The 21,103-nt window shown below is 45.7% G+C and carries 18 protein-coding genes; all 18 read left to right on the plus strand.

Going from position 1 to position 21,103, the window contains the following annotated elements; genetic code table 11:
• Positions 1 to 6: 6 nt before the first annotated feature.
• The 18 genes from purC to rsgA all read left to right on the plus strand — a co-directional run bounded on the left by purC (position 7) and on the right by rsgA (position 21,062).
• Entirely contained in the window at positions 7 to 714 is a 708-nt protein-coding gene (gene purC / locus EV207_RS15930; RefSeq protein WP_132747152.1) for a phosphoribosylaminoimidazolesuccinocarboxamide synthase, read from the plus strand.
• On the plus strand, positions 711 to 962 hold the full coding sequence (gene purS, locus EV207_RS15935; protein ID WP_132747153.1) for a phosphoribosylformylglycinamidine synthase subunit PurS: 252 nt from the start codon (positions 711 to 713) through the stop codon (positions 960 to 962). The genes purC and purS overlap by 4 nt, the downstream gene beginning before the upstream one ends.
• Positions 959 to 1,648 carry a phosphoribosylformylglycinamidine synthase subunit PurQ gene (gene purQ / locus EV207_RS15940; protein ID WP_132747154.1) on the plus strand — a complete coding sequence of 230 codons (690 nt, stop codon included), beginning with the start codon at positions 959 to 961 and terminating at the stop codon, positions 1,646 to 1,648. Before purS ends, purQ begins: the two co-directional genes overlap by 4 nt.
• The gene (gene purL, locus EV207_RS15945; protein ID WP_132747155.1) at positions 1,629 to 3,857 is read left to right on the plus strand and encodes a phosphoribosylformylglycinamidine synthase subunit PurL; all 2,229 of its coding nucleotides are present in this window, start codon (positions 1,629 to 1,631) and stop codon (positions 3,855 to 3,857) included. The genes purQ and purL overlap by 20 nt, the downstream gene beginning before the upstream one ends.
• The gene (gene purF / locus EV207_RS15950) at positions 3,833 to 5,254 is read left to right on the plus strand and encodes an amidophosphoribosyltransferase (RefSeq protein WP_132747156.1); all 1,422 of its coding nucleotides are present in this window, start codon (positions 3,833 to 3,835) and stop codon (positions 5,252 to 5,254) included. The genes purL and purF overlap by 25 nt, the downstream gene beginning before the upstream one ends.
• 15 nt (positions 5,255 to 5,269) lie before the next feature.
• Complete coding sequence (gene purM / locus EV207_RS15955) at positions 5,270 to 6,307, plus strand: phosphoribosylformylglycinamidine cyclo-ligase (RefSeq protein WP_132747157.1); 1,038 nt, start codon at positions 5,270 to 5,272, stop codon at positions 6,305 to 6,307.
• Entirely contained in the window at positions 6,300 to 6,881 is a 582-nt protein-coding gene (gene purN / locus EV207_RS15960; RefSeq protein ID WP_132747158.1) for a phosphoribosylglycinamide formyltransferase, read from the plus strand. Before purM ends, purN begins: the two co-directional genes overlap by 8 nt.
• A gap of 3 nt (positions 6,882 to 6,884) precedes the next feature.
• Entirely contained in the window at positions 6,885 to 8,423 is a 1,539-nt protein-coding gene (gene purH, locus EV207_RS15965) for a bifunctional phosphoribosylaminoimidazolecarboxamide formyltransferase/IMP cyclohydrolase (RefSeq protein ID WP_132747159.1), read from the plus strand.
• 48 nt (positions 8,424 to 8,471) lie between these two features.
• Positions 8,472 to 9,743, plus strand: coding sequence for a phosphoribosylamine--glycine ligase (purD, locus tag EV207_RS15970; protein ID WP_132747160.1), 1,272 nt, complete (start codon positions 8,472 to 8,474; stop codon positions 9,741 to 9,743).
• Positions 9,744 to 10,044: 301 nt separating this feature from the next.
• Positions 10,045 to 11,781, plus strand: coding sequence for an adenine deaminase C-terminal domain-containing protein (locus tag EV207_RS15975; RefSeq protein ID WP_132747161.1), 1,737 nt, complete (start codon positions 10,045 to 10,047; stop codon positions 11,779 to 11,781).
• A 53-nt stretch (positions 11,782 to 11,834) separates the two neighbouring features.
• Positions 11,835 to 12,851, plus strand: coding sequence for a DUF3048 domain-containing protein (locus tag EV207_RS15980; RefSeq protein WP_132747182.1), 1,017 nt, complete (start codon positions 11,835 to 11,837; stop codon positions 12,849 to 12,851).
• A 6-nt stretch (positions 12,852 to 12,857) separates the two neighbouring features.
• Entirely contained in the window at positions 12,858 to 13,166 is a 309-nt protein-coding gene (locus EV207_RS15985) for a YerC/YecD family TrpR-related protein (protein ID WP_132747162.1), read from the plus strand.
• A gap of 78 nt (positions 13,167 to 13,244) precedes the next feature.
• Positions 13,245 to 13,940 (plus strand): heptaprenylglyceryl phosphate synthase, encoded by a 696-nt coding sequence (gene pcrB / locus EV207_RS15990; protein ID WP_132747163.1) that lies wholly within the window; start codon positions 13,245 to 13,247, stop codon positions 13,938 to 13,940.
• 28 nt (positions 13,941 to 13,968) lie between these two features.
• The gene (gene pcrA, locus EV207_RS15995) at positions 13,969 to 16,215 is read left to right on the plus strand and encodes a DNA helicase PcrA (RefSeq protein ID WP_132747164.1); all 2,247 of its coding nucleotides are present in this window, start codon (positions 13,969 to 13,971) and stop codon (positions 16,213 to 16,215) included.
• A gap of 21 nt (positions 16,216 to 16,236) precedes the next feature.
• The gene (ligA, locus tag EV207_RS16000) at positions 16,237 to 18,237 is read left to right on the plus strand and encodes an NAD-dependent DNA ligase LigA (RefSeq protein WP_132747165.1); all 2,001 of its coding nucleotides are present in this window, start codon (positions 16,237 to 16,239) and stop codon (positions 18,235 to 18,237) included.
• A 13-nt stretch (positions 18,238 to 18,250) separates the two neighbouring features.
• A complete protein-coding gene (locus EV207_RS16005; RefSeq protein ID WP_243647110.1) occupies positions 18,251 to 19,414 on the plus strand; it encodes a CamS family sex pheromone protein in 1,164 nt (387 codons plus the stop codon).
• Positions 19,415 to 19,543: 129 nt separating this feature from the next.
• A complete protein-coding gene (locus EV207_RS16010) occupies positions 19,544 to 19,675 on the plus strand; it encodes a YpzI family protein (RefSeq protein WP_132747166.1) in 132 nt (43 codons plus the stop codon).
• A gap of 325 nt (positions 19,676 to 20,000) precedes the next feature.
• Positions 20,001 to 21,062 (plus strand): ribosome small subunit-dependent GTPase A, encoded by a 1,062-nt coding sequence (gene rsgA / locus EV207_RS16015; protein WP_132747167.1) that lies wholly within the window; start codon positions 20,001 to 20,003, stop codon positions 21,060 to 21,062.
• The last annotated feature ends 41 nt before the right edge of the window (positions 21,063 to 21,103 follow it).

A 21,103-nucleotide genomic window follows, 5' to 3' on the forward strand; every position in this document is an offset into this window, starting at 1 on the left:
AGCGGCATGCAATTACTATATGAAGGCAAGGCAAAGAAGATCTTTCTGACAGATGACCCGGACATCTTGCATGTTCAATATAAAGACCATGCGACAGCTTTTAATGGGGAGAAATTTGCGGTTCTTCCCGGGAAAGGCCGTTTGAATAACTTAATTAGCTCCAAGATCTTTGAAGTTCTAAGTGAAAAGAATGTGACGAATCATTTTGTTAAAAGCCTGTCGGAAACTGAGCAGCTTGTCAAAGCAGTTGACATTATCCCGATTGAAGTTGTCGTAAGAAATGTTACTGCAGGGTCGCTCGCCAAGCGCCTCGGTCTTGAAGAAGGCGAAACGCTTAAATCTCCAATTATTGAATTTTATTATAAGAATGATGAACTGGGAGACCCGCTTATTAACGATGATCACATTGCTATGATGGAGCTGGCAACATCTAGGCAGTTGAATGCTATACGCCTGGCAGCCCAGGAAGTTAATACAATATTAACCAGGGTTTTTGATGATATCGGCATCATGCTCGTTGATTTCAAATTAGAATTTGGCACGCTCAAATCAAATGGGGAACTGGTTCTTGCGGATGAAGTATCTCCTGATACATGCCGGTTATGGGATAAAGAAACCCGTGAGAAGTTTGACAAAGATGTGTTTCGCCGTGATCTAGGCGATTTGCCGGAAGTCTATGAAAAATTGCTAAGAAGGCTGGAGGGTGTCAAATGAAAAAAGTAAAAGTCTATATCACCTTAAGAGAAAGTGTTCTTGACCCACAGGGGCAGGCCGTAAAGGATTCACTTCATAACATGGAATACAAAAATGTGCAGGATGTCAGAATCGGTAAATTTATTGAACTTGAACTAGATGACACTGCAGACATCGATACACAAATTAAAGAAATGTGTGAAAAGCTGCTTGCGAACACTGTCATTGAAAACTACCGTTATGAAATCGAGGAAGGTGTCATGCAGTGAAAACAGCAGTCATTGTGTTCCCAGGGTCCAATTGTGACAGTGACATGTTCTATGCCATTAAGGACGGCTTAGGTGAGGATGTCTCTTATGTCTGGCATACTGAAACAACATTGGATGATTATGATGCTATTATGATCCCAGGCGGTTTTTCTTACGGTGATTACCTTCGTTCCGGTGCGATTGCCCGCTTTTCTAATATCATGCCAGCGGTCGTGAAGGCAGCAAAAGCAGGCAAGCCAATCCTCGGCGTTTGCAACGGGTTTCAGGTTCTTCTTGAAGCAGGTTTACTCCCCGGTGCAATGCTGAGAAATAAAGAATTGAAGTTTATTTGCCAGACGACTCCGCTTGTTGTCGAAAATAACAATACAATATTCACCAAGGAATATGAAGATAACGAAGTCATCCAAGTACCGATTGCACACGGGGAAGGGAATTACTTTTGTGATGGCAGGACCCTTCAACAGCTTGAGGAGAATAATCAAGTCGTATTCAAATATCACAGCAAAAATCCGAACGGTTCAGTTGCAGACATTGCCGGAATCATTAATGAACAGGGCAATGTCCTCGGCATGATGCCGCATCCTGAGCGCGCGGTTGACGACATATTAGGAAACAAAGACGGATTACGCCTATTCCAATCGATATTAAAGCACTGGAGGGAATCACATGCCGCTGTTACATCATGAGCCATCACCCGAGCTGATTTATGGAGACAAAATTTATCGTCAAATGGGGCTTTCGGATAAAGAGTATGATATGGTTCAAGATCTTCTTGGCCGCAAGCCAAACTATACCGAAACAGGTTTGTTTTCGGTCATGTGGTCGGAGCATTGCAGCTACAAAACATCCAAGCCCGTATTGAAAAGGTTCCCGACGAATGGTGACCATGTGCTTCAAGGCCCTGGCGAAGGTGCCGGTATTGTCGACATTGGTGATGAACAGGCTGTCGTCTTTAAAATCGAGAGTCATAATCACCCATCAGCGATTGAGCCTTATCAAGGGGCTGCGACAGGTGTCGGCGGGATTATCCGCGATGTTTTTTCAATGGGGGCACGCCCGGTGGCACTCCTCAATTCCCTTCGGTTCGGTGAGTTGACTAGCCCAAGAGTTAAATATCTTTTTGAACAAGTCGTAGCGGGGATTGCAGGTTATGGGAACTGCATGGGAATTCCAACAGTCGGCGGTGAAATTCAATTTGATCCGTGCTATAACGGCAACCCGCTCGTCAATGCGATGTGTGTTGGTTTGATCGACCATAAAGACATTCAAGTCGGTCAAGCGAAAGGCATCGGCAATACAGTCATGTATGTTGGGGCGGCGACAGGCCGTGACGGTATTCACGGCGCGACATTTGCTTCAGAGGAATTGACTGACCAATCTGATGAGAAGCGTCCAGCTGTTCAAGTTGGTGATCCATTTATGGAGAAGCTGCTGCTTGAAGCATGCCTTGAGCTTGTTAAGTGTGATGCGCTTGTCGGCATTCAAGATATGGGGGCTGCGGGTCTTACCTCATCATCCAGTGAAATGGCAAGTAAAGCGGGTGTAGGGATCAGGATGGATCTCGATCGCATTCCACAGCGTGAGACGGAAATGACACCATATGAAATGATGCTTTCGGAATCCCAAGAGCGTATGTTGATTGTCGTTAAAAAAGGACGAGAAGACGAGATTCAGGAAATCTTTGAAAAATGGCATCTTCATGCAGTGGCTGTCGGGGAAGTTATCGAGGAAAAAGTCCTTCGCCTTGAACACCATGGTGAAATGGTAGCTGACGTGCCGGTCGATGCCCTTGCGGAAGAAGCGCCTGTCTATCATATGCCTTCCGAGGAACCGGAAATCTATCAATCTTTCCAATCTGGGCAGCCTTGGATGCCGCAAGCAGACTGTTTGGATGAGACGCTTATAAATCTATTAAAGCAGCCAACGATTGCCAGCAAGGAATGGGTCTACAACCAATACGATCATATGGTGCAGACAAACACGGTCGTCACTCCAGGATCCGATGCCGCTGTTGTAAGAGTTAGAGGAACGAAAAAAGCTTTAGCCATGACAACGGATTGCAATGCAAAGTATCTGTATCTTGACCCTGAAGTCGGCGGCAAAATTGCAGTCGCTGAAGCTGCCCGCAACATCGTTTGCTCAGGAGGCAGACCGCTCGCTATTACAGACTGCCTGAACTTCGGCAACCCTGAAAAGCCAGAAGTGTTCTGGCAAATTGAAAAGGCAGTCGACGGTATGAGTGAAGCATGCAGGACGCTTGAAACGCCAGTTATCAGCGGCAACGTGTCCCTTTATAATGAAACAACCAAGAGACCTATTGACCCGACACCGGTCGTCGGTATGGTTGGTTTGATTGACGATGTGGCTCATGTCACGACAGTGAGCTTCAAAAATGAAGGAGATGCCATCTATGTTATCGGCCGTGCTGATAACGAATTTGAAGGCAGTGCATTACAGCTGATGCTTGAGCAAAAGGCTTCAGGCCGTCCGCCGCAAATCGACTTAGCAATTGAAACCAAGCGGCAGGCACAACTTTTACAAGCGATAAAATCGGGAAGTGTCCGTTCAGCTCATGATATATCTGACGGCGGTCTAGGTGTTGCCTTGGCAGAATCATTGATGGATACAGGATTTGGGGCTGAGATTGAGCTTACTGGCGACCCGGTTACGGCACTGTTCAGTGAATCCCAGTCACGTTTTCTCGTATCGGTTCCGCAAAGTGAACAGGCAGCTTTTGAAAAGCTTGTTGATGATGCCATTTATCTTGGTCAAGTTACAAATCAACCTTCCTTAAAAGTTGCGACTGAAAATGAAGAGATTTTGAACCTTAATGTCACGGATCTTGAGCACGCTTGGAAAGGGGCGATCTCATGTTTTATGACGAAAGAGAACTAAAAGAAGAATGTGGTGTCTTTGCAATCTGGGGCCATGATCAAGCGGCGACGCTTACTTATTATGGCCTGCACAGTCTTCAACATCGCGGCCAGGAAGGTGCAGGGATCGCGGTAACCGATGGTGAGAAAGTTTATGACCATAAGGGTGTTGGTCTCGTCAATGATGTCTTTGATTCCAATCAGCTTGAGAGTCTAGACGGTCATGCGGCGATCGGTCATGTTCGCTATTCAACACAGGGTGAAAACGATTATGCCAATGTCCAGCCGCTCGTCTTCCGTTCTCAGACTGACACATTGTCACTTGCGCATAACGGCAACCTAGTAAATGCTCAAGCGCTTAAGTGCCAGCTTGAAGCGCAAGGCAGCATCTTCCAAACAACATCAGATACGGAAGTCATTGCCCATTTAATCAAACGAGGTGGTCCTCTTCGCCTTATTGATAACGTCAAGCATGCGCTGTCAATGATTAAGGGTGCTTATGCTCTTGTCATGTTGACCGAGAATCAATTAATTGCAGCCTTGGATCCCAATGGATTGCGTCCTCTTTCTCTCGGGAAGCTTGGGGATGCTTGGGTGCTCGCTTCCGAAACGTGCGCATTTGACCTCATTGGTGCAACCTATGTACGTGATGTTGAACCTGGCGAATTAATTACAATCGACCATTCCGGTATGCGGAGAGAAGCTTTTTCTACCTCAACACAGAGGGCGATGTGCAGCATGGAATACATCTATTTTTCCAGACCGGACTCTAACATCGAAGGCATCAATGTACATGCCGCTAGGAAAAGTCTTGGGATAAAACTTGCCGAGGAAGCGCCGATCGAAGCGGATGTTGTAACTGGTGTTCCTGACTCAAGTATTTCAGCTGCGATTGGTTATGCTGAAAGCTCGGGTATTCCGTATGAACTCGGGATGATCAAAAACCGTTATGTCGGCAGAACCTTTATACAGCCTTCACAGGAATTGAGAGAACAAGGTGTTAAAATGAAATTATCCCCGGTCCGAGGCATTGTTGAGGGTAAGCGCGTCGTGATGGTGGATGACTCCATTGTCAGAGGGACAACAAGCCGTAGGATCGTTCGGATGCTAAAGGAAGCGGGAGCGAAGGAAGTGCATGTTCGCATCAGTTCCCCGCCGATTGTCCATTCTTGCTACTATGGCATAGATACTTCAACAGAGGGGGAATTGATCGCTGCAAGGCATTCTGTTGAGGAAATACGTGAAGAAATCGGTGCTGATTCCCTCGAATTCTTAAGTGTTGATGGTTTGATGGCTGCGATCGGCAGAGACCCATCCATGAGCCAATGCGGACAATGTTTAGCCTGTTTTACAGGTAAATATCCGACAGAAATCTATCCAGATACAGTGCTGCCGCACGAAAAAGAAATGCTCGTATAAGGAGGGGCCTTATTTATGACCAATGCATACAAACAGGCCGGTGTCGATATTACGGCGGGCTATGAAGCTGTTGACCGAATAAAGCAGCATGTTAAGCGGACGATCAGACCGGAAGTGCTCGGAGGCATTGGTGCCTTTGGCGGCGCTGTTGATTTGTCAGCGCTGAATATTAAGGAGCCTGTCCTAGTCTCCGGAACCGACGGCGTCGGGACAAAATTGATGATCGCCATTGAAATGGATCGTCACGATACGATCGGTATCGATGCTGTAGCGATGTGTGTCAATGATATTGTGACACAAGGCGCTGAACCATTATATTTCCTGGATTACATTGCTTGCGGGATATTAAAGCCGGAGAAGATTGAAGCGATCGTTAAAGGTGTAGCCGATGGCTGTGAACAATCAGGCTGCTCGCTTATAGGCGGGGAAACTGCCGAAATGCCAGGCATGTATAGTGATGCAGATTTTGACATTGCCGGCTTTGCAGTAGGTGTTGTAGAGAAATCCAAAATGATTACCGGAGAACATATACAAGACGGGGATCAGTTAATTGGCATCGCCTCTAACGGCATTCACAGCAATGGCTTTTCACTAGTTAGAAAAATCGTTCAAGATGCAGGTCATGGATTCGACGATCGGTTTGGCGAAGGAGACATGACAATCGGGGATGAGTTATTAAAGCCGACTCGTCTCTATGTCAAACCCGTTCTGGAATTATTAAAAAAGTATGATATTAAAGGCCTCGCTCATATTACCGGCGGCGGTTTATATGAAAACGTCCCTCGGATGCTTCCTTCCGGCGCAGGCGCCGTGATTAACCTAGGATCTTGGGACATTCCGGATATTTTCCGTTGGCTATCGGAAAAAGGCAGTATTTTGGAAAATGACATGTACAGTACCTTTAATATGGGTATTGGCATGGTTGCGGCTGTAAAGGAAGAGGACGTAAAAGCCGTTATAGCAGAATTAAAAGAACAGGGCGAACAAGCCTACCATATTGGACACGTTACAAGCGGGAAGAGTTTGTTGCTTAAGGGTGAGGACCATGCGTAAGCTGGCAATCTTTGCATCCGGGAACGGCAGCAATTTTCAGGCACTGGCGGATTCAGTCCAAAAGGGGACGCTTGATGCTGAAATTGTTCTCCTTGTTTGTGATAAGAAAGATGCATTTGTGATTCAGCGCGCTAAGGAAGCCGGTATTCCGGCTTTTTCCTGCTCACCAAAAGAATATGAAAACAAAGCGGCCTATGAACAGGCCATTCTTGATCAGCTGCACATTGCAGACGCCGAAATGATTATCCTAGCAGGTTACATGAGGCTGATCGGGCCAACGCTTTTATCAGCGTACCGTGGCAGAATCATTAACATTCACCCGTCACTGCTTCCGGCATTTCCTGGTTTGAACGCTATTGAACAGGCTTATGAAAAAGGTGTAAAAGTGACCGGTGTGACTATTCATTACGTTGATGAAGGCGTTGATACCGGACCAATTATCGCGCAAGAAGCTTTGCAGATAGAGGGGTCAGAAGCAATCGAGACATTGACGGCGCGGGTCCATAGAGTGGAACATGCCCTTTATCCAAAGACAATCGCAGCATTACTCAAGAAAAGTGAAGGAGTGACCTGAATAATGTCAACTAAAAGAGCCCTAATCAGTGTATCCGATAAAGAGGGACTAATTCCCTTTGTCAAAGCGCTTGCAGAACGCGGCGTCGAAGTCATTTCTACCGGCGGAACCAAACGAATGATTGAGGAAAACGGACTCCCGGTACGGTCAGTTTCGGATGTGACCGGTTTTCCGGAAATCCTTGATGGCAGAGTAAAGACCCTTCATCCTTCCATTCACGGCGGGCTGCTCGCCGTGCGCGACAATACTGAACATATGAGTGCTATTCAAGAACAAGACATCACGCCGATCGATTTTGTTATTGTGAATTTATATCCTTTTAAAGAAACGATTTCAAATCCTAATGTCTCTTATGAGGATGCCATTGAAAACATTGATATCGGCGGTCCAAGCATGCTTCGTTCAGCGGCTAAGAACCACCGTTCAGTCACGGTAATTTGTGATCCTGAGGATTATCAAACCGTACTTGACAACTTAGATACAAGAGTAGATGTTCCTTTTGAAATAAAAAGAAAATTGGCCGCAAAAGTATTCCGCCACACAGCGGCTTATGACGCACTCATTGCTGATTATTTTACAAAGCAAACAGGTGAGGCATTCCCTGAGAAGCTGACCGTCACCTATGAAAAGAAACAGGGGCTGCGTTATGGTGAAAACCCTCACCAACAGGCAGCGTTCTATAGTGCACCATTAAAAAATAAAGCGACGATCTCAGAAGCTGTCCAACTGCATGGGAAAGAACTGTCCTATAACAATATTAAGGATGCCGATGCAGCACTTGCGATGGTTAAGGAACATCATGACCCAGCTGTTGTAGCGGTAAAGCACATGAATCCGTGCGGTATTGGAACAGGTCAAACGATTAAAGCAGCTTTCGATGCAGCATATAAAGCTGACCCGGTTTCTATTTTTGGCGGCATTGTTGCAGCGAATAGGGAAATTGATGCGGAAACAGCAGCAAAGCTCCATGACATTTTCCTGGAGATTGTTATTGCTCCAAGTTTTTCAGAAGAGGCACTTGAGGTATTGACTAAAAAGAAAAACATTCGATTATTAACGATTGATTTTACCGCAGAAAAAACTGCAGCACCTCAATATACATCGGTCCACGGCGGACTGCTTGTCCAAGAGTTTGATGATAAAGGGCTTCAGGATGTTGAACTCAAAACAGCAACGAAGCGGGAACCGACTGAAGATGAATTAAAGGCATTAGCCTTTGCCTGGAAAACAGTCAAACATGTGAAGTCAAACGCGATCGTCCTTGCTAAGGATGGACGGACTATTGGTATTGGTGCCGGACAAATGAACCGTGTCGGTGCCGCAAAAATTGCTATTGAACAGGCTGGCGTTGACGCGCATGGCTCGGTCATGGCATCAGATGCCTTTTTCCCAATGAATGATACTGTTGAAGAAGCCGCGAAAGCTGGGGTAACAGCCATCATCCAGCCTGGCGGGTCTATCAAGGATCAAGAATCGATTGACAAGGCCAATGAACACAATATCGCTATGGTCTTAACTGGGATGCGTCATTTCAAGCATTAATAAATTAATTGAATGGTCCGAAAATAGACTTTCCTTAAGGAGGAAGTTATGAAGATTCTAATTATCGGAAAAGGCGGCAGGGAACACGCGATGGCCTGGAAAGCAGCACAAAGTGAGCGGGTAGAAACAGTGTTCGCTGCACCGGGCAGCGATGGAATCGCTGAAGTTGCCGAGTGTCTGCCCATTCAGGAAACGGATTTTGATGGATTAGTTCAATTTGCTAAGCAGAAAGCGATTGACTTAACGATTGTCGGTCCAGAACAGCCTTTGGTTGAAGGGATTGTTGACCGCTTTAACCAAGAGGGTCTGGAAATTTTTGGCCCAACGAAGGCAGCGGCAGAAATCGAAGGCAGCAAGGACTTTGCCAAAAGTTTAATGAAAGCTTATGGCATCCCTACAGCGGATTATGAGACATTTACAGATTATGAAGATGCGCGGGCCTATATTAAAGAGAAGGGCGCACCGATCGTATTGAAAGCCGATGGCCTTGCAGCGGGTAAAGGCGTCATCGTCGCAATGACGGAGTCCGAAGCGCTTGAAGGACTTGAAGACATGATGGCCCATGCCAAATTCGGAAAGGCTGGAGAGCGGGTTGTTATTGAAGAATTTCTAGCCGGCGAGGAGTTTTCGCTGATGGCGCTTGTGTGCGGTGAAACAGTGGTGCCTTTGGACATTGCCCAAGACCATAAACGGGCCTTTGAAGGTGATAAGGGCCCGAATACTGGCGGCATGGGCGCGTATTCCCCAGTGCCGTACATTGAGGATGCAGTCGTCAAGAAGGCCGTTAAAACCATTTTAAGACCGGCAGCTAAAGCCATGGTAACAGAAAATAGATCCTTTACTGGCATTCTCTATGCCGGCCTCATTTTAACTGCCCATGGGCCAAAGGTCATCGAATTTAATTGCCGTTTCGGTGATCCCGAAACCCAGGTCATTCTTCCGCGTCTTCAATCTGATTTGGTTGAAACGATTCTGCAGGTTATGGAAGGAAAAGCTCCTGACTTAGCCTGGTCCGAGCAGTCTGCCGCTGGGATCGTTCTGGCATCGGAAGGTTATCCCGAGGCGTATGAAAAAGGAAGAGTCATTAACAAACTTGATGCAGTCGATCAGTCAGCACTTGTTTTTCATGCCGGCACTAAGCGGGTTGATGGTGACTGGGTGACGGCTGGAGGCAGAGTTCTGCTCGTCGCTGGCCTTGCCGATCATTTGAAGGATGCCTCCCGCCTGGCAAACTCTGAAATCGGAAAGATAGAATGCCAGGGCGCCTTCCACCGCCGCGATATCGCCTATCGCGCACTTGAAAAAAGCACCCAAAATTAAAAGAAGAGGGCTGACGACCGGATTATTGGTCGCCAGCCTTTTTAAGTAAGGCGAAACACGATGTCCGGGTTTTTTAACACTTCTCCTGTAACTTTTCAGCTAAAAGACAATTTTGTTTACGAGAATCGGAAGGAATTTTCCCCTTTCATATCAAATCATTCTAAGGAGGAAGTTTTAAACGGATGACAGTGCAAAAACTTTAATTATTTAATTAATTAATGTACTATAGTATTATGGTCAAAATCAAAATGAAAGCGCTTAATAAATTATAACAGATTGCAACAGGAAATGAGGTTATGACATGACGATCCGCAAACGCAGCTGGGATCTTGAAACCCTAAGAAGACATACCGCGGTGGTAAGGGGCGAGGCGCAGCCAACGAAGGTTCTCTTCAATGGCAAATACTTAAATACATACCTTAAGCGGTGGGAGTCCGCTAATATCTGGATAGATGGCGACCGTATCGTCTATGTCGGGCAGCAGCTCCCTAAGCAAACGGAAGGCGTCCAGATGATAGATTGTGAAAATCGATATTTGGTGCCGGGTTATATTGAGCCGCATGCTCACCCCACCCAGCTGTATAATCCGCAAACACTTGCTGAGTATGCTGCCAGAAGGGGAACGACGACACTTGTTTGCGATAACTTTGTTTTTTACCTTACACTGCCTGATGAGTTGACTTTTGAAATCATGGATCGGCTTGATTCACTGCCGACGTCACTATACTGGTGGTGCCGCTATGATCCGCAGACTGCGATGCTTGAAGATCCATTCATCTCTGAGAGAATTCGCAAATGGATGCGCCACCCGCTCGTCATCCAAGGAGGGGAGCTGACAAGCTGGCCCCAAGTTTTAAAAGGTGATGACCAAATTTTAGATTGGATGCAGGAAACGAAAGCCTTAGGGAAACCCGTCGAAGGCCACCTCCCGGGTGCATCCAAGAAAACACTTACCCAAATGCGCCTCCTGGGAATAGATTGTGATCATGAGGCGATGACCGGTGAAGAAGCCGTTGCGAGACTGCAGCTTGGCTTGACGACATCTCTTCGTTATTCTTCTATACGCCCGGATTTGCCGCAGATCCTTACGGAAATGTTGGATCTTGGTGTGAAGCATTTTGGCCACGTCTACATGACGACTGACGGCTCAACGCCTGCTTATTACGAACAGGGGCTTGCAGACAGGTTGGTTCTGATTGCCCTTGAACAAGGCATTAGTGACATTGACGCATATATGATGGCATCGGCAAACATTGCTGACCATTATAATATGAATGGTCTAGTCGGACACATTGCTCCCGGCCGGCTCGCCCATATCAATATATTAACATCTCCAGGGGTCCCGCTCCCCGAGAGTGTCCTTGCTAGGGGGGAATGGGTGAAAAAGAACGGGGAGTATTGCTATGATTTCTATTCGGATTATGACTTTAAAGATGATCTGAAACCTTTAAAACTGAACTGGTCTTTACATGAATCGGCTCTTAAGGCGGAAAAGCCTGTTGGGATTGACATGATAAATGCCGTCATCACGAAGCCGCTTAATTTTGAAAAGCTTCCGGAAGAACATGATTTGCCAGAAGACCTCTCCTTTCTGTCTCTCGTGGATCGACAGGGCGGTTGGATCATTAATACGTTTGTAAGAGGTTTTGCTAAGGGTATATCCGGATTTGCCAGCAGTTTTTCAAATACAGGTGATGTGATTTTGCTGGGACGACATAAAGCTGATATGATCATAGCCTTTAATAAGATAAAGGAAACCGGCGGAGGCATTGTTTTAGCGGAAGAGGGAAAGATTGCAGCAGAAATCAAACTTCCCGTATCAGGGGGAATGTCCGACCAACCGCTCGTGTCTCTAATAGAAGAGGAGAAAGTTTTAACTAGCAAGCTGAGAGAAAGAGGCTATCAATTTGAGGATCCTATATACAGCCTGCTCTTTTTCTCTTCAACACATCTGCCTTATATCAGGATAACGCAACAAGGGTTATATGATGTGATGAAACAAAGGATTATTGAACCGTCAAGAAGAATAATAACTTAAATACATACAACGGAGGTTGTGGTTATTTGAAAAAACTGATTTGGGCAGCTGCAATGCTCTTTGCAGTGGCGGTATTAATGATCGGTTGCAGCAGTGAGAAAAACGGCGAAAAGAACAAGTCTGACAATGATAAAGTCGGTGATGTGTCAAATTCCGCAAACGATGGTAAAAAATATCCGCTTACAGGACTGGCTGCCAAAGGCGATATCGATCAAAGGGTCGTAGGGGTTATGGTAAATAATCATCATAAAGCCCGTCCGCAATCAGGAATTTATAAAGCTGATATTGTTTACGAAGTTTTGGCTGAAGGGAATATCACACGTTTTTTGGCACTATTCCAAAGTGAAAAGCCAAAGATCATCGGCCCTGTTCGGAGTGCCAGACCATATTTTATTAAGCTTAACAATGGCTATCACGGCCTGTTCATTGCCCACGGGTGGAGTCCTGATGCGAAGAAGATGTTGAAATCGGGTGCAACGGATAACATCAACGGACTATTTTACGACGGCACGCTGTTTCACCGTGTTGATTTTAGGAAAGCGCCTCACAACTCCTATATTCCTTACAAAAATATTGTCAAAGGTGCAAAGGAGAAGGGCTATTCGCTGCGGGATGATGTCAAGCCGCTGCCGTTTTTAAACAAAGAAGAGGTCAAGCAAATTAAAGGAAGTTCAGTTTATAAAGCAACGATAAAATATGGCGAGCAAAATGTTGTCAGTTATGTTTATAATGATAAAGCTGGTGTTTTTGACCGGCTAATAAATGGAGAGAAGTCCCATGACAGGGAAACGGAAACACCGATCACGGCTGCCAATGTTTTGATTGTGACGAGCGATCACCGCTACATTGACAGTTATGGACGAAGGGCAATTGATTTGAAATCCGGCGGAGATGCTTACCTTTTGCAAAAAGGTAAATTGAAAAAAGTGTCATGGAAAAATAAGGATGGACGAATTCTGCCATACAAGAACGGCAAACCGGTTAAATTCGTTCCGGGGAAAACATGGATCAATATTATCCCGAGCGAACCCGGATTAGATAATGTCAAAATTGAGAATAAGGAGTCGTGATAAATCATGCAAATAGATAAACTAAGGGGAAAAGCACTTGATCAGCTATTTGATTCCATATTGTCTTTAAAGGATAAAGAGGAATGCTACCAATTTTTTGATGATTTGTGCACAATGGGCGAAATTCAATCTCTGGCCCAAAGGTTGGAAGTGGCCAGAATGCTGATGGAAGGCCAAACCTATCATCGCATTGAAGAAGAAACCGGAGCAAGCACCGCAACGATCTCCCGTGTGAAGCGCTGCATCAATTACGGCAATGACGGCTATCAAATGACACTTGACCGAGTCAAGGACGAAAAAAAGGAACTAAAGTAAGGGTCTGACCCCTAGGGGTCAGACCCCTTATTATATGTTATAATCCTCAGATAGAGAGTGTTTTAGGAGGAAGAGGCAATGGATACGTACAAAGAGTGGCGCCACGTCTTTAAATTGGATCCTAATAAGCCGATTGGTGATGACGCGGTTGAAAAAATATGTGAATCGGGCACAGATGCAGTCATCGTCGGGGGGACTGACGGTGTCACTTTAGATAATACATTATATCTGCTCTCACGCATCAGACAGCATGCAGTGGAGTGCGCTTTGGAAATATCGAATATCGATGCCGTCACACCTGGCTTCGATTATTATTTCATCCCAACGGTATTTAACAGCTGCAACACTGATTGGCTCATCGGCCGCCACCATGAGGCAGTTAAAGTATTCGGTGAAACGATCAACTGGGATGAGGTTGTAATGGAGGGATATTGCATTCTTAATCCAGAAGCCAAAGCGGCCAAATTAACTGCAGCAGATACAGAGCTTAATGGTGAAGATGTAGCGTCATACGCAATGATGGCGGAGAAAATGTTCAATCTGCCGGTCTTCTATATAGAATACAGCGGACAATTTGGCGATATGGACAAGCTGCGCAAGGTGAAAGATAAGCTGCAGCAAACCAGATTATTTTACGGCGGCGGGATAAATAACGCAGAACGGGCGAAGCTTGCAGCGGAGTATGCAGATACGGTTGTTGTAGGCAACGCAATTTATGATAATCTTAAAGTAGCATTAAAAACTGTACGGGCAGTAAAATCAGTGACATTATGAATGACCTTAATTACAGGATGGTGTTAACATGCAAGACATTTTACAACAATTATTAGACGGCTTAAATCCGGAACAGAAAAAGGCGGTCAAGCATTCCGATGGACCGCTGCTCTTAATGGCTGGTGCAGGCAGCGGAAAAACCAGGGTGCTTACCCATCGCATAGCTTATCTGGTTATCGAAAAAGAGGTTGCGCCTTGGAACGTTTTGGCGATCACTTTTACTAATAAAGCCGCCAAAGAAATGCAAAAAAGAATTGCTGAACTGACCGGACCGCTTGCAAATGACATTTGGGTATCGACCTTTCACTCGATGTGTGTGCGCATCCTTAGAAGAGATGTGGACCGGATCGGGATTAACCGAAACTTTTCTATTCTGGACTCAACAGACCAGCTTTCTGTCATCAAAAAGATTCTTAAGGACCAGAATATTGACCCGAAAAAGTTCACGCCTCGGAGCATCTTGGGGACGATCAGCTCTGCAAAAAACGAAATGAAAACCGCCGAGGACTATGCGAAAGTTGCGAGCAACCCTTATGAGCAAATAGTGAGTGACGTTTATGATGAATATGAAAAACGGTTAAGAAAAAATCATGCCCTTGATTTTGATGACCTGATCATGACGACCATTCATCTTTTTCAAAGAGTGCCGGAGACGCTCGCCTTTTACCAACGGAAGTTTCAGTACATTCATGTCGATGAGTATCAGGATACAAACCGGGCACAGTACTTGCTTGTTAACATGCTTGCTGACCGCTTCAAAAACCTATGTGTTGTCGGTGATTCGGATCAGTCCATTTATCGGTGGCGCGGGGCGGATATCCAGAATATCCTTTCATTTGAAGAGGATTATCCAACTGCTGAGGTCATCCTCCTTGAGCAAAATTACCGGTCAACGAAAAAGATCCTTGAAGCTGCCAACTACGTGATTAAAAACAACCATAACCGCCGGGCGAAGAAGCTTTGGACATCAAATGATGACGGCCAATTAATCGAACATTATCAGGGCGGCACTGAGCATGAAGAAGGCCATTATGTCGCAGGAAAGATGAGTGAGCTTTATAAAGACGGCTTTAATTATTCTGAGATGGCTGTACTTTACCGCACCAATGCGCAATCACGTGTGATTGAGGAAACATTGATGAAATCAAACATCCCTTATCGAATGGTTGGCAGCATTAAGTTCTATGACAGAAAAGAAATCAAGGATGTTTTAGCTTACCTGCGGTTGATTGCAAATCCTGACGATGACATCAGTCTTGCCAGGGTCGTGAATGAGCCAAAGCGGGGAATCGGGGCGGCGTCGATGGACCGGCTTGCTGATCATGCTTTAAGATATGATCTTTCCCTAATCCAGGCCATTCAAGAAGTTGATCAGACTAATGTCTCCAAGCGGGCCGCCAATGCTTTGGCGGGATTCGGCGAACAGATCATGAATTGGTCGGCAATGCAAGAATATCTCTCTGTCACCGAGCTTGTTGAAGAGGTGCTTGAGCAAACGGGCTACCGTAAGGCTTTAAAGGACGAGAAAACGCTTGAAGCTGAGAGCCGGCTTGAAAATATAGACGAATTTTTAACAGTAACCCAAGAGTTTGAAAAAAATAATGAAGACAAATCACTCATTGCCTTTTTAACCGAACTGGCGTTAGACTCCGATATTAATCAGGATGAGGAAGAACAGGCAACCGATGATACGGTCACACTCATGACGCTTCATTCAGCGAAGGGCTTGGAATTTCCTGCGGTATTTCTGATTGGAATGGAAGAAGGGATTTTTCCGCATATCAGAGCGCTTGATGATGAGGAAGAAATGGAAGAAGAACGCCGTTTGGCCTATGTTGGCATTACCCGGGCGGAAAAGGCGCTGTTTATAACGAATGCGAAGCTCAGGACCTTATTTGGACGAACGAACATGAACCCTGCTTCACGTTTTATTGGAGAAATACCTGGTGAGCTCGTGAATGACACAACACCGGCAGCTGAGTCACAAGCTCAATCCGGCGCCATGGGGCATTTTGGCAAAGCCTCAGGTTTTCAAAGCCGAAGACCGCAAGCTTCAGCCATGTCATCACGTAAGCCTTTCTTAGAAAAAAAGGTAAACAAGACATCGGAGGATTGGGAAGTCGGCGATCAAGTGCTGCACAAGAAGTGGGGCAAGGGAACGGTTGTTAGTATGAAAGGTGAGGGCGATGCGGTTGAGCTTGATATTGCTTTTCCAAAGCCAGTCGGCTTAAAGCGATTGCTGGGGTCGTTTGCCCCGATTGAAAAAGTGAAGTGATCCTGTAAGGAGTGACAACGTTTGGAGAAAAAAGTGTCCGAGCAAATTGATTCTTTAAGAGAGCTATTAAATCAATACAGCTACGAATATCATGTATTGGATAAACCCAGTGTGCCTGATGCCGAATATGACCGCTTGTTGCAGGAGTTAATTCAACTGGAAGAGAGCCACCCGGAATTGGTGACAGCTGATTCCCCGACCCAGCGTGTCGGTGCGGAACCTTTAAAGGGCTTTCGAAAGGTTGATCACCGGATTCCGATGCTAAGCCTCGCCAATGCCTTCAATGAACAGGATCTCCGTGATTTTGACCGCCGTGTTCGGCAAACAGCGGGCGATGCCGTCACATATGTATGTGAATTGAAAATCGACGGATTAGCGGTATCCCTATCATATGAGGACGGACGCTTTGTTCTCGGCGCCACTCGTGGTGACGGAACAACAGGCGAAGACATTACGAGCAACCTCAAAACCGTCCGGTCGATACCGTTGAAGCTAAAAGAAACGGTCGATTTAGAAGTGCGAGGCGAAGCTTTCATGCCCAAACGTTCATTTGAGGCGCTGAATAAAGTTCGGGAGGCAAAGGTTGAAGAACCCTTTGCCAACCCACGGAATGCTGCAGCAGGGTCACTTAGGCAGCTCAATCCAAAGATTGCAGCAGAACGAAATTTAGATATCTTTTTATATGGTGTTGGTGAGCTTGCCGGGGACACGATTGAATCGCACAGTGATGCTTTAGACAAAATCCAGGCATTAGGCTTGAAGACCAACCCTGAATGGCGGGCCTGCGGTTCTATAGATGATGTGATTGCCTATATTGAAAATTGGACGGAAAAACGTCCGGATCTTTCTTATGAGATTGACGGGATTGTCATTAAGGTTGACGGCCTCTCCCAACAAGAGAAGCTCGGTTTTACCGCCAAAAGTCCGCGCTGGGCGATTGCCTATAAATTTCCGGCAGAAGAAGTAGTAACAACTCTGGAGGGAATTGAAGTGAGCATTGGCCGCACGGGGGTTATTACACCCACTGCTATGCTGACACCCGTAAGTGTAGCAGGGACCACGGTCAAAAGGGCATCCCTTCATAACGAAGATTTAATTCGGGATAAGGATTTGCGGATTGGTGATTCTGTCGTCATAAAAAAAGCGGGAGACATTATTCCGGAAGTCGTAAATGTCCTGACTGAACGCCGGACCGGGGATGAAGAACCGTTTCATATGCCGACCCATTGCCCGGAATGTGACAGTGAACTGATAAGAATTGAAGGTGAAGTGGCCCTTCGCTGCATTAATCCAAAATGTCCGGCGCAAATTCGTGAAGGCCTGATCCATTTCGTTTCGAGAAATGCGATGAATATCGATGGATTAGGGGAAAAGGTCATCACACAGCTTTTTCAAAATAAGTTGATTGAAGATGTGGCTGATCTTTATACACTGAAGCATGATGATCTCATTCAAATGGAACGAATGGGGGAAAAATCAGTAAATAACTTATTGGAAGCCATAGATGTTTCCAAGCAAAACTCTCTGGAGCGCTTGCTTTTTGGTTTGGGGATCCGCTATGTGGGCTCCAAGGCTGCCAAAACATTAGCACAGGCTTTTAAAACGATGGATGAGCTGACGCAAGCTTCCGAGGAAGATCTGCTTGCCGTCAGTGAAATAGGCGATAAGATGGCTGATTCAATCCATACCTATTTTCAAAATCAAGAAGTGCTGGAATTGATTGAGGAACTGAAGGAATACGGACTTAATATGGCTTACCTGGGTCCCGTCCCGACTGAGGGAGCTGCAGATTCTCCTTTTAAAGATAAAACGGTTGTACTAACAGGGAAGATGGAGAAGCTTGCAAGAGATGAAGCGAAAGAAGAAATCGAACGATTGGGCGGCAAGGTCACAGGCAGCGTCAGCAAAAAGACGGATATTGTTGTTGCTGGCGAGGATGCCGGTTCAAAATTAGAAAAAGCTCAGAAACTTGGCATTGAGATCTGGGATGAGGGGCGTTTTATTGACGCTCTGGATAGGTAGGGAGTGTTCAGTTTTGTTAAAAAAGTGGTTGGGATTATGTGTCGTATGCTCGATGCTCATTTTGAGCGCTTGTTCCTTCGGGTCGGATGATAATAAGAATAAAGTGATAAAAAATACACCCAAGGGTGACGATCAAAAGGTCACACTGATCCCGCAGGTCAACAGTAAAGATTACCAGAGCATACAGCCAAAGAAACCGAGTGACACACGCGGCTACATTACTTACGGTGTCACTAATCGTACAGACATCGATGAGCTGGAAATGGGATTGATGAGGCTGTCGAAAGATCCCTTTAGCCCTAACGATTATGTTTTTCAAAGCGGTCAGTATCTAACTGAAAAGGATATTAACGGGATGCTTTACCGGAAGAGCAAGGATACACCCCATGGACTTAATCCGCCGCTTGGGGATGGGAAGGATGTCCGAGAAAAGGCGGAAAACAGTCCCAAGATCCTCAGCTATGTGCTTGAGCAGGATTATTTGAAGAAGTCAGGCAAAGATGAATATAAGCTTGGCGGCGTGTCCCTGGCCATTTCACTTAATCAGGTCTATGCCGACAAAGTGATGGACAAAGAAGGAAAGACATACGAGGTAAAGAAAGATTTAGACATTAATAAAGTGAAACAAAAAGGAAAAGAGTATGCTCAGGAAATCGTCAAACGGGTTCGCGGAAAAAAGGGATTGGGACAAGTGCCTATTTTTGTGACACTCTATTTGGAAGCTCCACCTGAATCTCTGGTCCCTGGGCATTACTTTGCGAAGGCATCCGTTTCCCAAGGATCAAGCAGCATCGGCAAATGGGACAAAGTCGATTCCGAATACATCTTGTTCCCATCAAGTAAAGCCAATAAGGATTACAAATCAGATGCTGATATCTTTAATAATTTTAAAAAGGACGTTGAGGATTACTTCCCTAACTTTATCGGTGTGATCGGCAAAGGATTCTACAAAGGCGGCGAATTGGATAACCTGACGTTTGATATATCGATAAAATTCTATGACAAAACCGAAGTTGTCGGATTTACAAACTATGTAGCTTCGCTTCTTCAAAATAACTTCCCATTCCCGGGAAGCGTACCGGTGCAGATTTATATTAAATCAGCAAACCAGCCAGAAGCTGTGATCGTTAAGAAGCCGGATCAGGACAAACCTTTTGTCCATATTTACCGTCAGTAAAATTTAAGGTGTATAAAACAAGAAGCATTCGTGCTTCTTGTTTTTTTGCACATGGCTACCCGATTTAAATCCAATTTGTATGAACGTAAGATTAAAACCAAACAATAAGGGCGAAAGGAGGTTGATGATATGAATAAAGACCGCCAGGAAAAGAAGCTGAAACAGTCAAGACGGGTGGAGTCTGACCGGGACCAGGCCCTGCATTATCCCGGTGCGACTAAATTAGATACCCCAGAAGAGGCACGGAAAGATAACCGGTAGCCGCACTCTCAAATCATTATAAAAATTGCGTTTACTTTTAGATAACTTTGGCGTATACTATGGTTAACATTGAATTGGAAGGGGTTGTGTTTTATGAAGATTGTATATACGGAATTTCCCGCGTTAACAGTTGAATATCATGCAGCCCCACGGAAAGATTTTCTCCTGTTTTAATTGGCATCAGAAAAGTTCCTGCGGGCCTGCATGTCATGCCCAGGGTTATGTGTGCACGTCAGAGCGTTTTGATTTGCAAATACAACTATACACACTTTAAGACCGTGGAAACGCGGTCTTTTTTGGTGTCCAAATACAGGAGGAAACAACATTGAATTTAATCGATTTTGGTTGGAATGAGCAGTTAGACAAACAGGCAAAAGCATTAATAAAAGAAGAATATACAGTAGGCAGAGTGATTCTTGAACACAAACATATTTATCGGGTCGTGTCAGAGAGCGGTGAGTATCTGGCAGAAATCACTGGGAAGCTGAGGCATAACGCGGCATCCCGTGAAGATTACCCGGTTGTAGGAGATTGGGTCATTATCGAGGAAAGACCTGGTGAGAAGAAGGCGACCATTCAGAGCGTCCTTCCACGGTTTAGTAAATTCTCCAGAAAAGTCGCAGGTGCCCAAACAGAAGAACAAATCGTTGCGGCAAATATTAACACGGTATTCCTTGTCACCGCTTTAAACCATGATTTTAACGTGCGGCGAATCGAACGATACTTGATTATGGCATGGGAAAGCGGGGCCAATCCGGCTATTGTTCTTACAAAGAGTGATTTGTGTGACAATGTCGAGGGGAGAATGGCGGAGGTTGAATCGGTAGCCTTTGGCGTCCCGGTTCATCCCGTCAGTGCCATGGCGAACAATGGGATTGATGCGCTCGCACCTTATTTGGAAAAAGGGCAAACTGTGGCGCTGCTTGGTTCCTCAGGAGCGGGGAAATCAACACTAACCAATCGGCTTTATGGGGATGATATTCAAACGGTAAAGGAAGTGCGCGCGGGCGATGACCGAGGAAGGCATACGACAACTCACAGAGAATTGATTATTATACCGGACGGCGGAGCTATTATTGATACACCGGGGATGCGGGAGCTCCAGCTTTGGGAGGCTGATTCTAGTTTGTCACAGAGCTTCGGTGACATCGAAGAACTTGCGGAGCAATGTCATTTCCGGGATTGCCAGCATAATAATGAACCGGGCTGTTCGGTACAACAGGCACTTGCGGATGGGACGCTTGACCAAGGCCGTTACAACAATTATTTAAAATTGCAGAAAGAACTGGCTTACCTTGAACGGAAGGCAGATAAAAATGCCCAGCGTAAGGAGCGGGACCGCTGGAAGAAAATTGCCGGGGATAGAACTAGGGTCCATAGAAAATGATAGCAGACGGGGAGAACCCCCGTTTGTTTTAGTTAATCAGA

The organism is Scopulibacillus darangshiensis, assembly GCF_004341035.1.
Taxonomy (GTDB): domain Bacteria; phylum Bacillota; class Bacilli; order Bacillales; family Sporolactobacillaceae; genus Scopulibacillus; species Scopulibacillus darangshiensis.

Excerpts from the sequence above, each read along its gene's own strand:
- purC (WP_132747152.1), top strand. The coding sequence starts at position 7 with ATGCAATTACTATATGAAGGCAAGGCAAAGAAGATCTTTCTGACAGAT.
- purS (WP_132747153.1), top strand. The coding sequence starts at position 711 with ATGAAAAAAGTAAAAGTCTATATCACCTTAAGAGAAAGTGTTCTTGAC.
- purL (WP_132747155.1), top strand. The coding sequence starts at position 1,629 with ATGCCGCTGTTACATCATGAGCCATCACCCGAGCTGATTTATGGAGAC.
- purF (WP_132747156.1), top strand. The coding sequence starts at position 3,833 with ATGTTTTATGACGAAAGAGAACTAAAAGAAGAATGTGGTGTCTTTGCA.
- purM (WP_132747157.1), top strand. The coding sequence starts at position 5,270 with ATGACCAATGCATACAAACAGGCCGGTGTCGATATTACGGCGGGCTAT.
- purN (WP_132747158.1), top strand. The coding sequence starts at position 6,300 with ATGCGTAAGCTGGCAATCTTTGCATCCGGGAACGGCAGCAATTTTCAG.
- purH (WP_132747159.1), top strand. The coding sequence starts at position 6,885 with ATGTCAACTAAAAGAGCCCTAATCAGTGTATCCGATAAAGAGGGACTA.
- purD (WP_132747160.1), top strand. The coding sequence starts at position 8,472 with ATGAAGATTCTAATTATCGGAAAAGGCGGCAGGGAACACGCGATGGCC.
- EV207_RS15975 (WP_132747161.1), top strand. The coding sequence starts at position 10,045 with ATGACGATCCGCAAACGCAGCTGGGATCTTGAAACCCTAAGAAGACAT.
- EV207_RS15980 (WP_132747182.1), top strand. The coding sequence starts at position 11,835 with ATGCTCTTTGCAGTGGCGGTATTAATGATCGGTTGCAGCAGTGAGAAA.
- EV207_RS15985 (WP_132747162.1), top strand. The coding sequence starts at position 12,858 with ATGCAAATAGATAAACTAAGGGGAAAAGCACTTGATCAGCTATTTGAT.
- pcrB (WP_132747163.1), top strand. The coding sequence starts at position 13,245 with ATGGATACGTACAAAGAGTGGCGCCACGTCTTTAAATTGGATCCTAAT.
- pcrA (WP_132747164.1), top strand. The coding sequence starts at position 13,969 with ATGCAAGACATTTTACAACAATTATTAGACGGCTTAAATCCGGAACAG.
- EV207_RS16010 (WP_132747166.1), top strand. The coding sequence starts at position 19,544 with ATGAATAAAGACCGCCAGGAAAAGAAGCTGAAACAGTCAAGACGGGTG.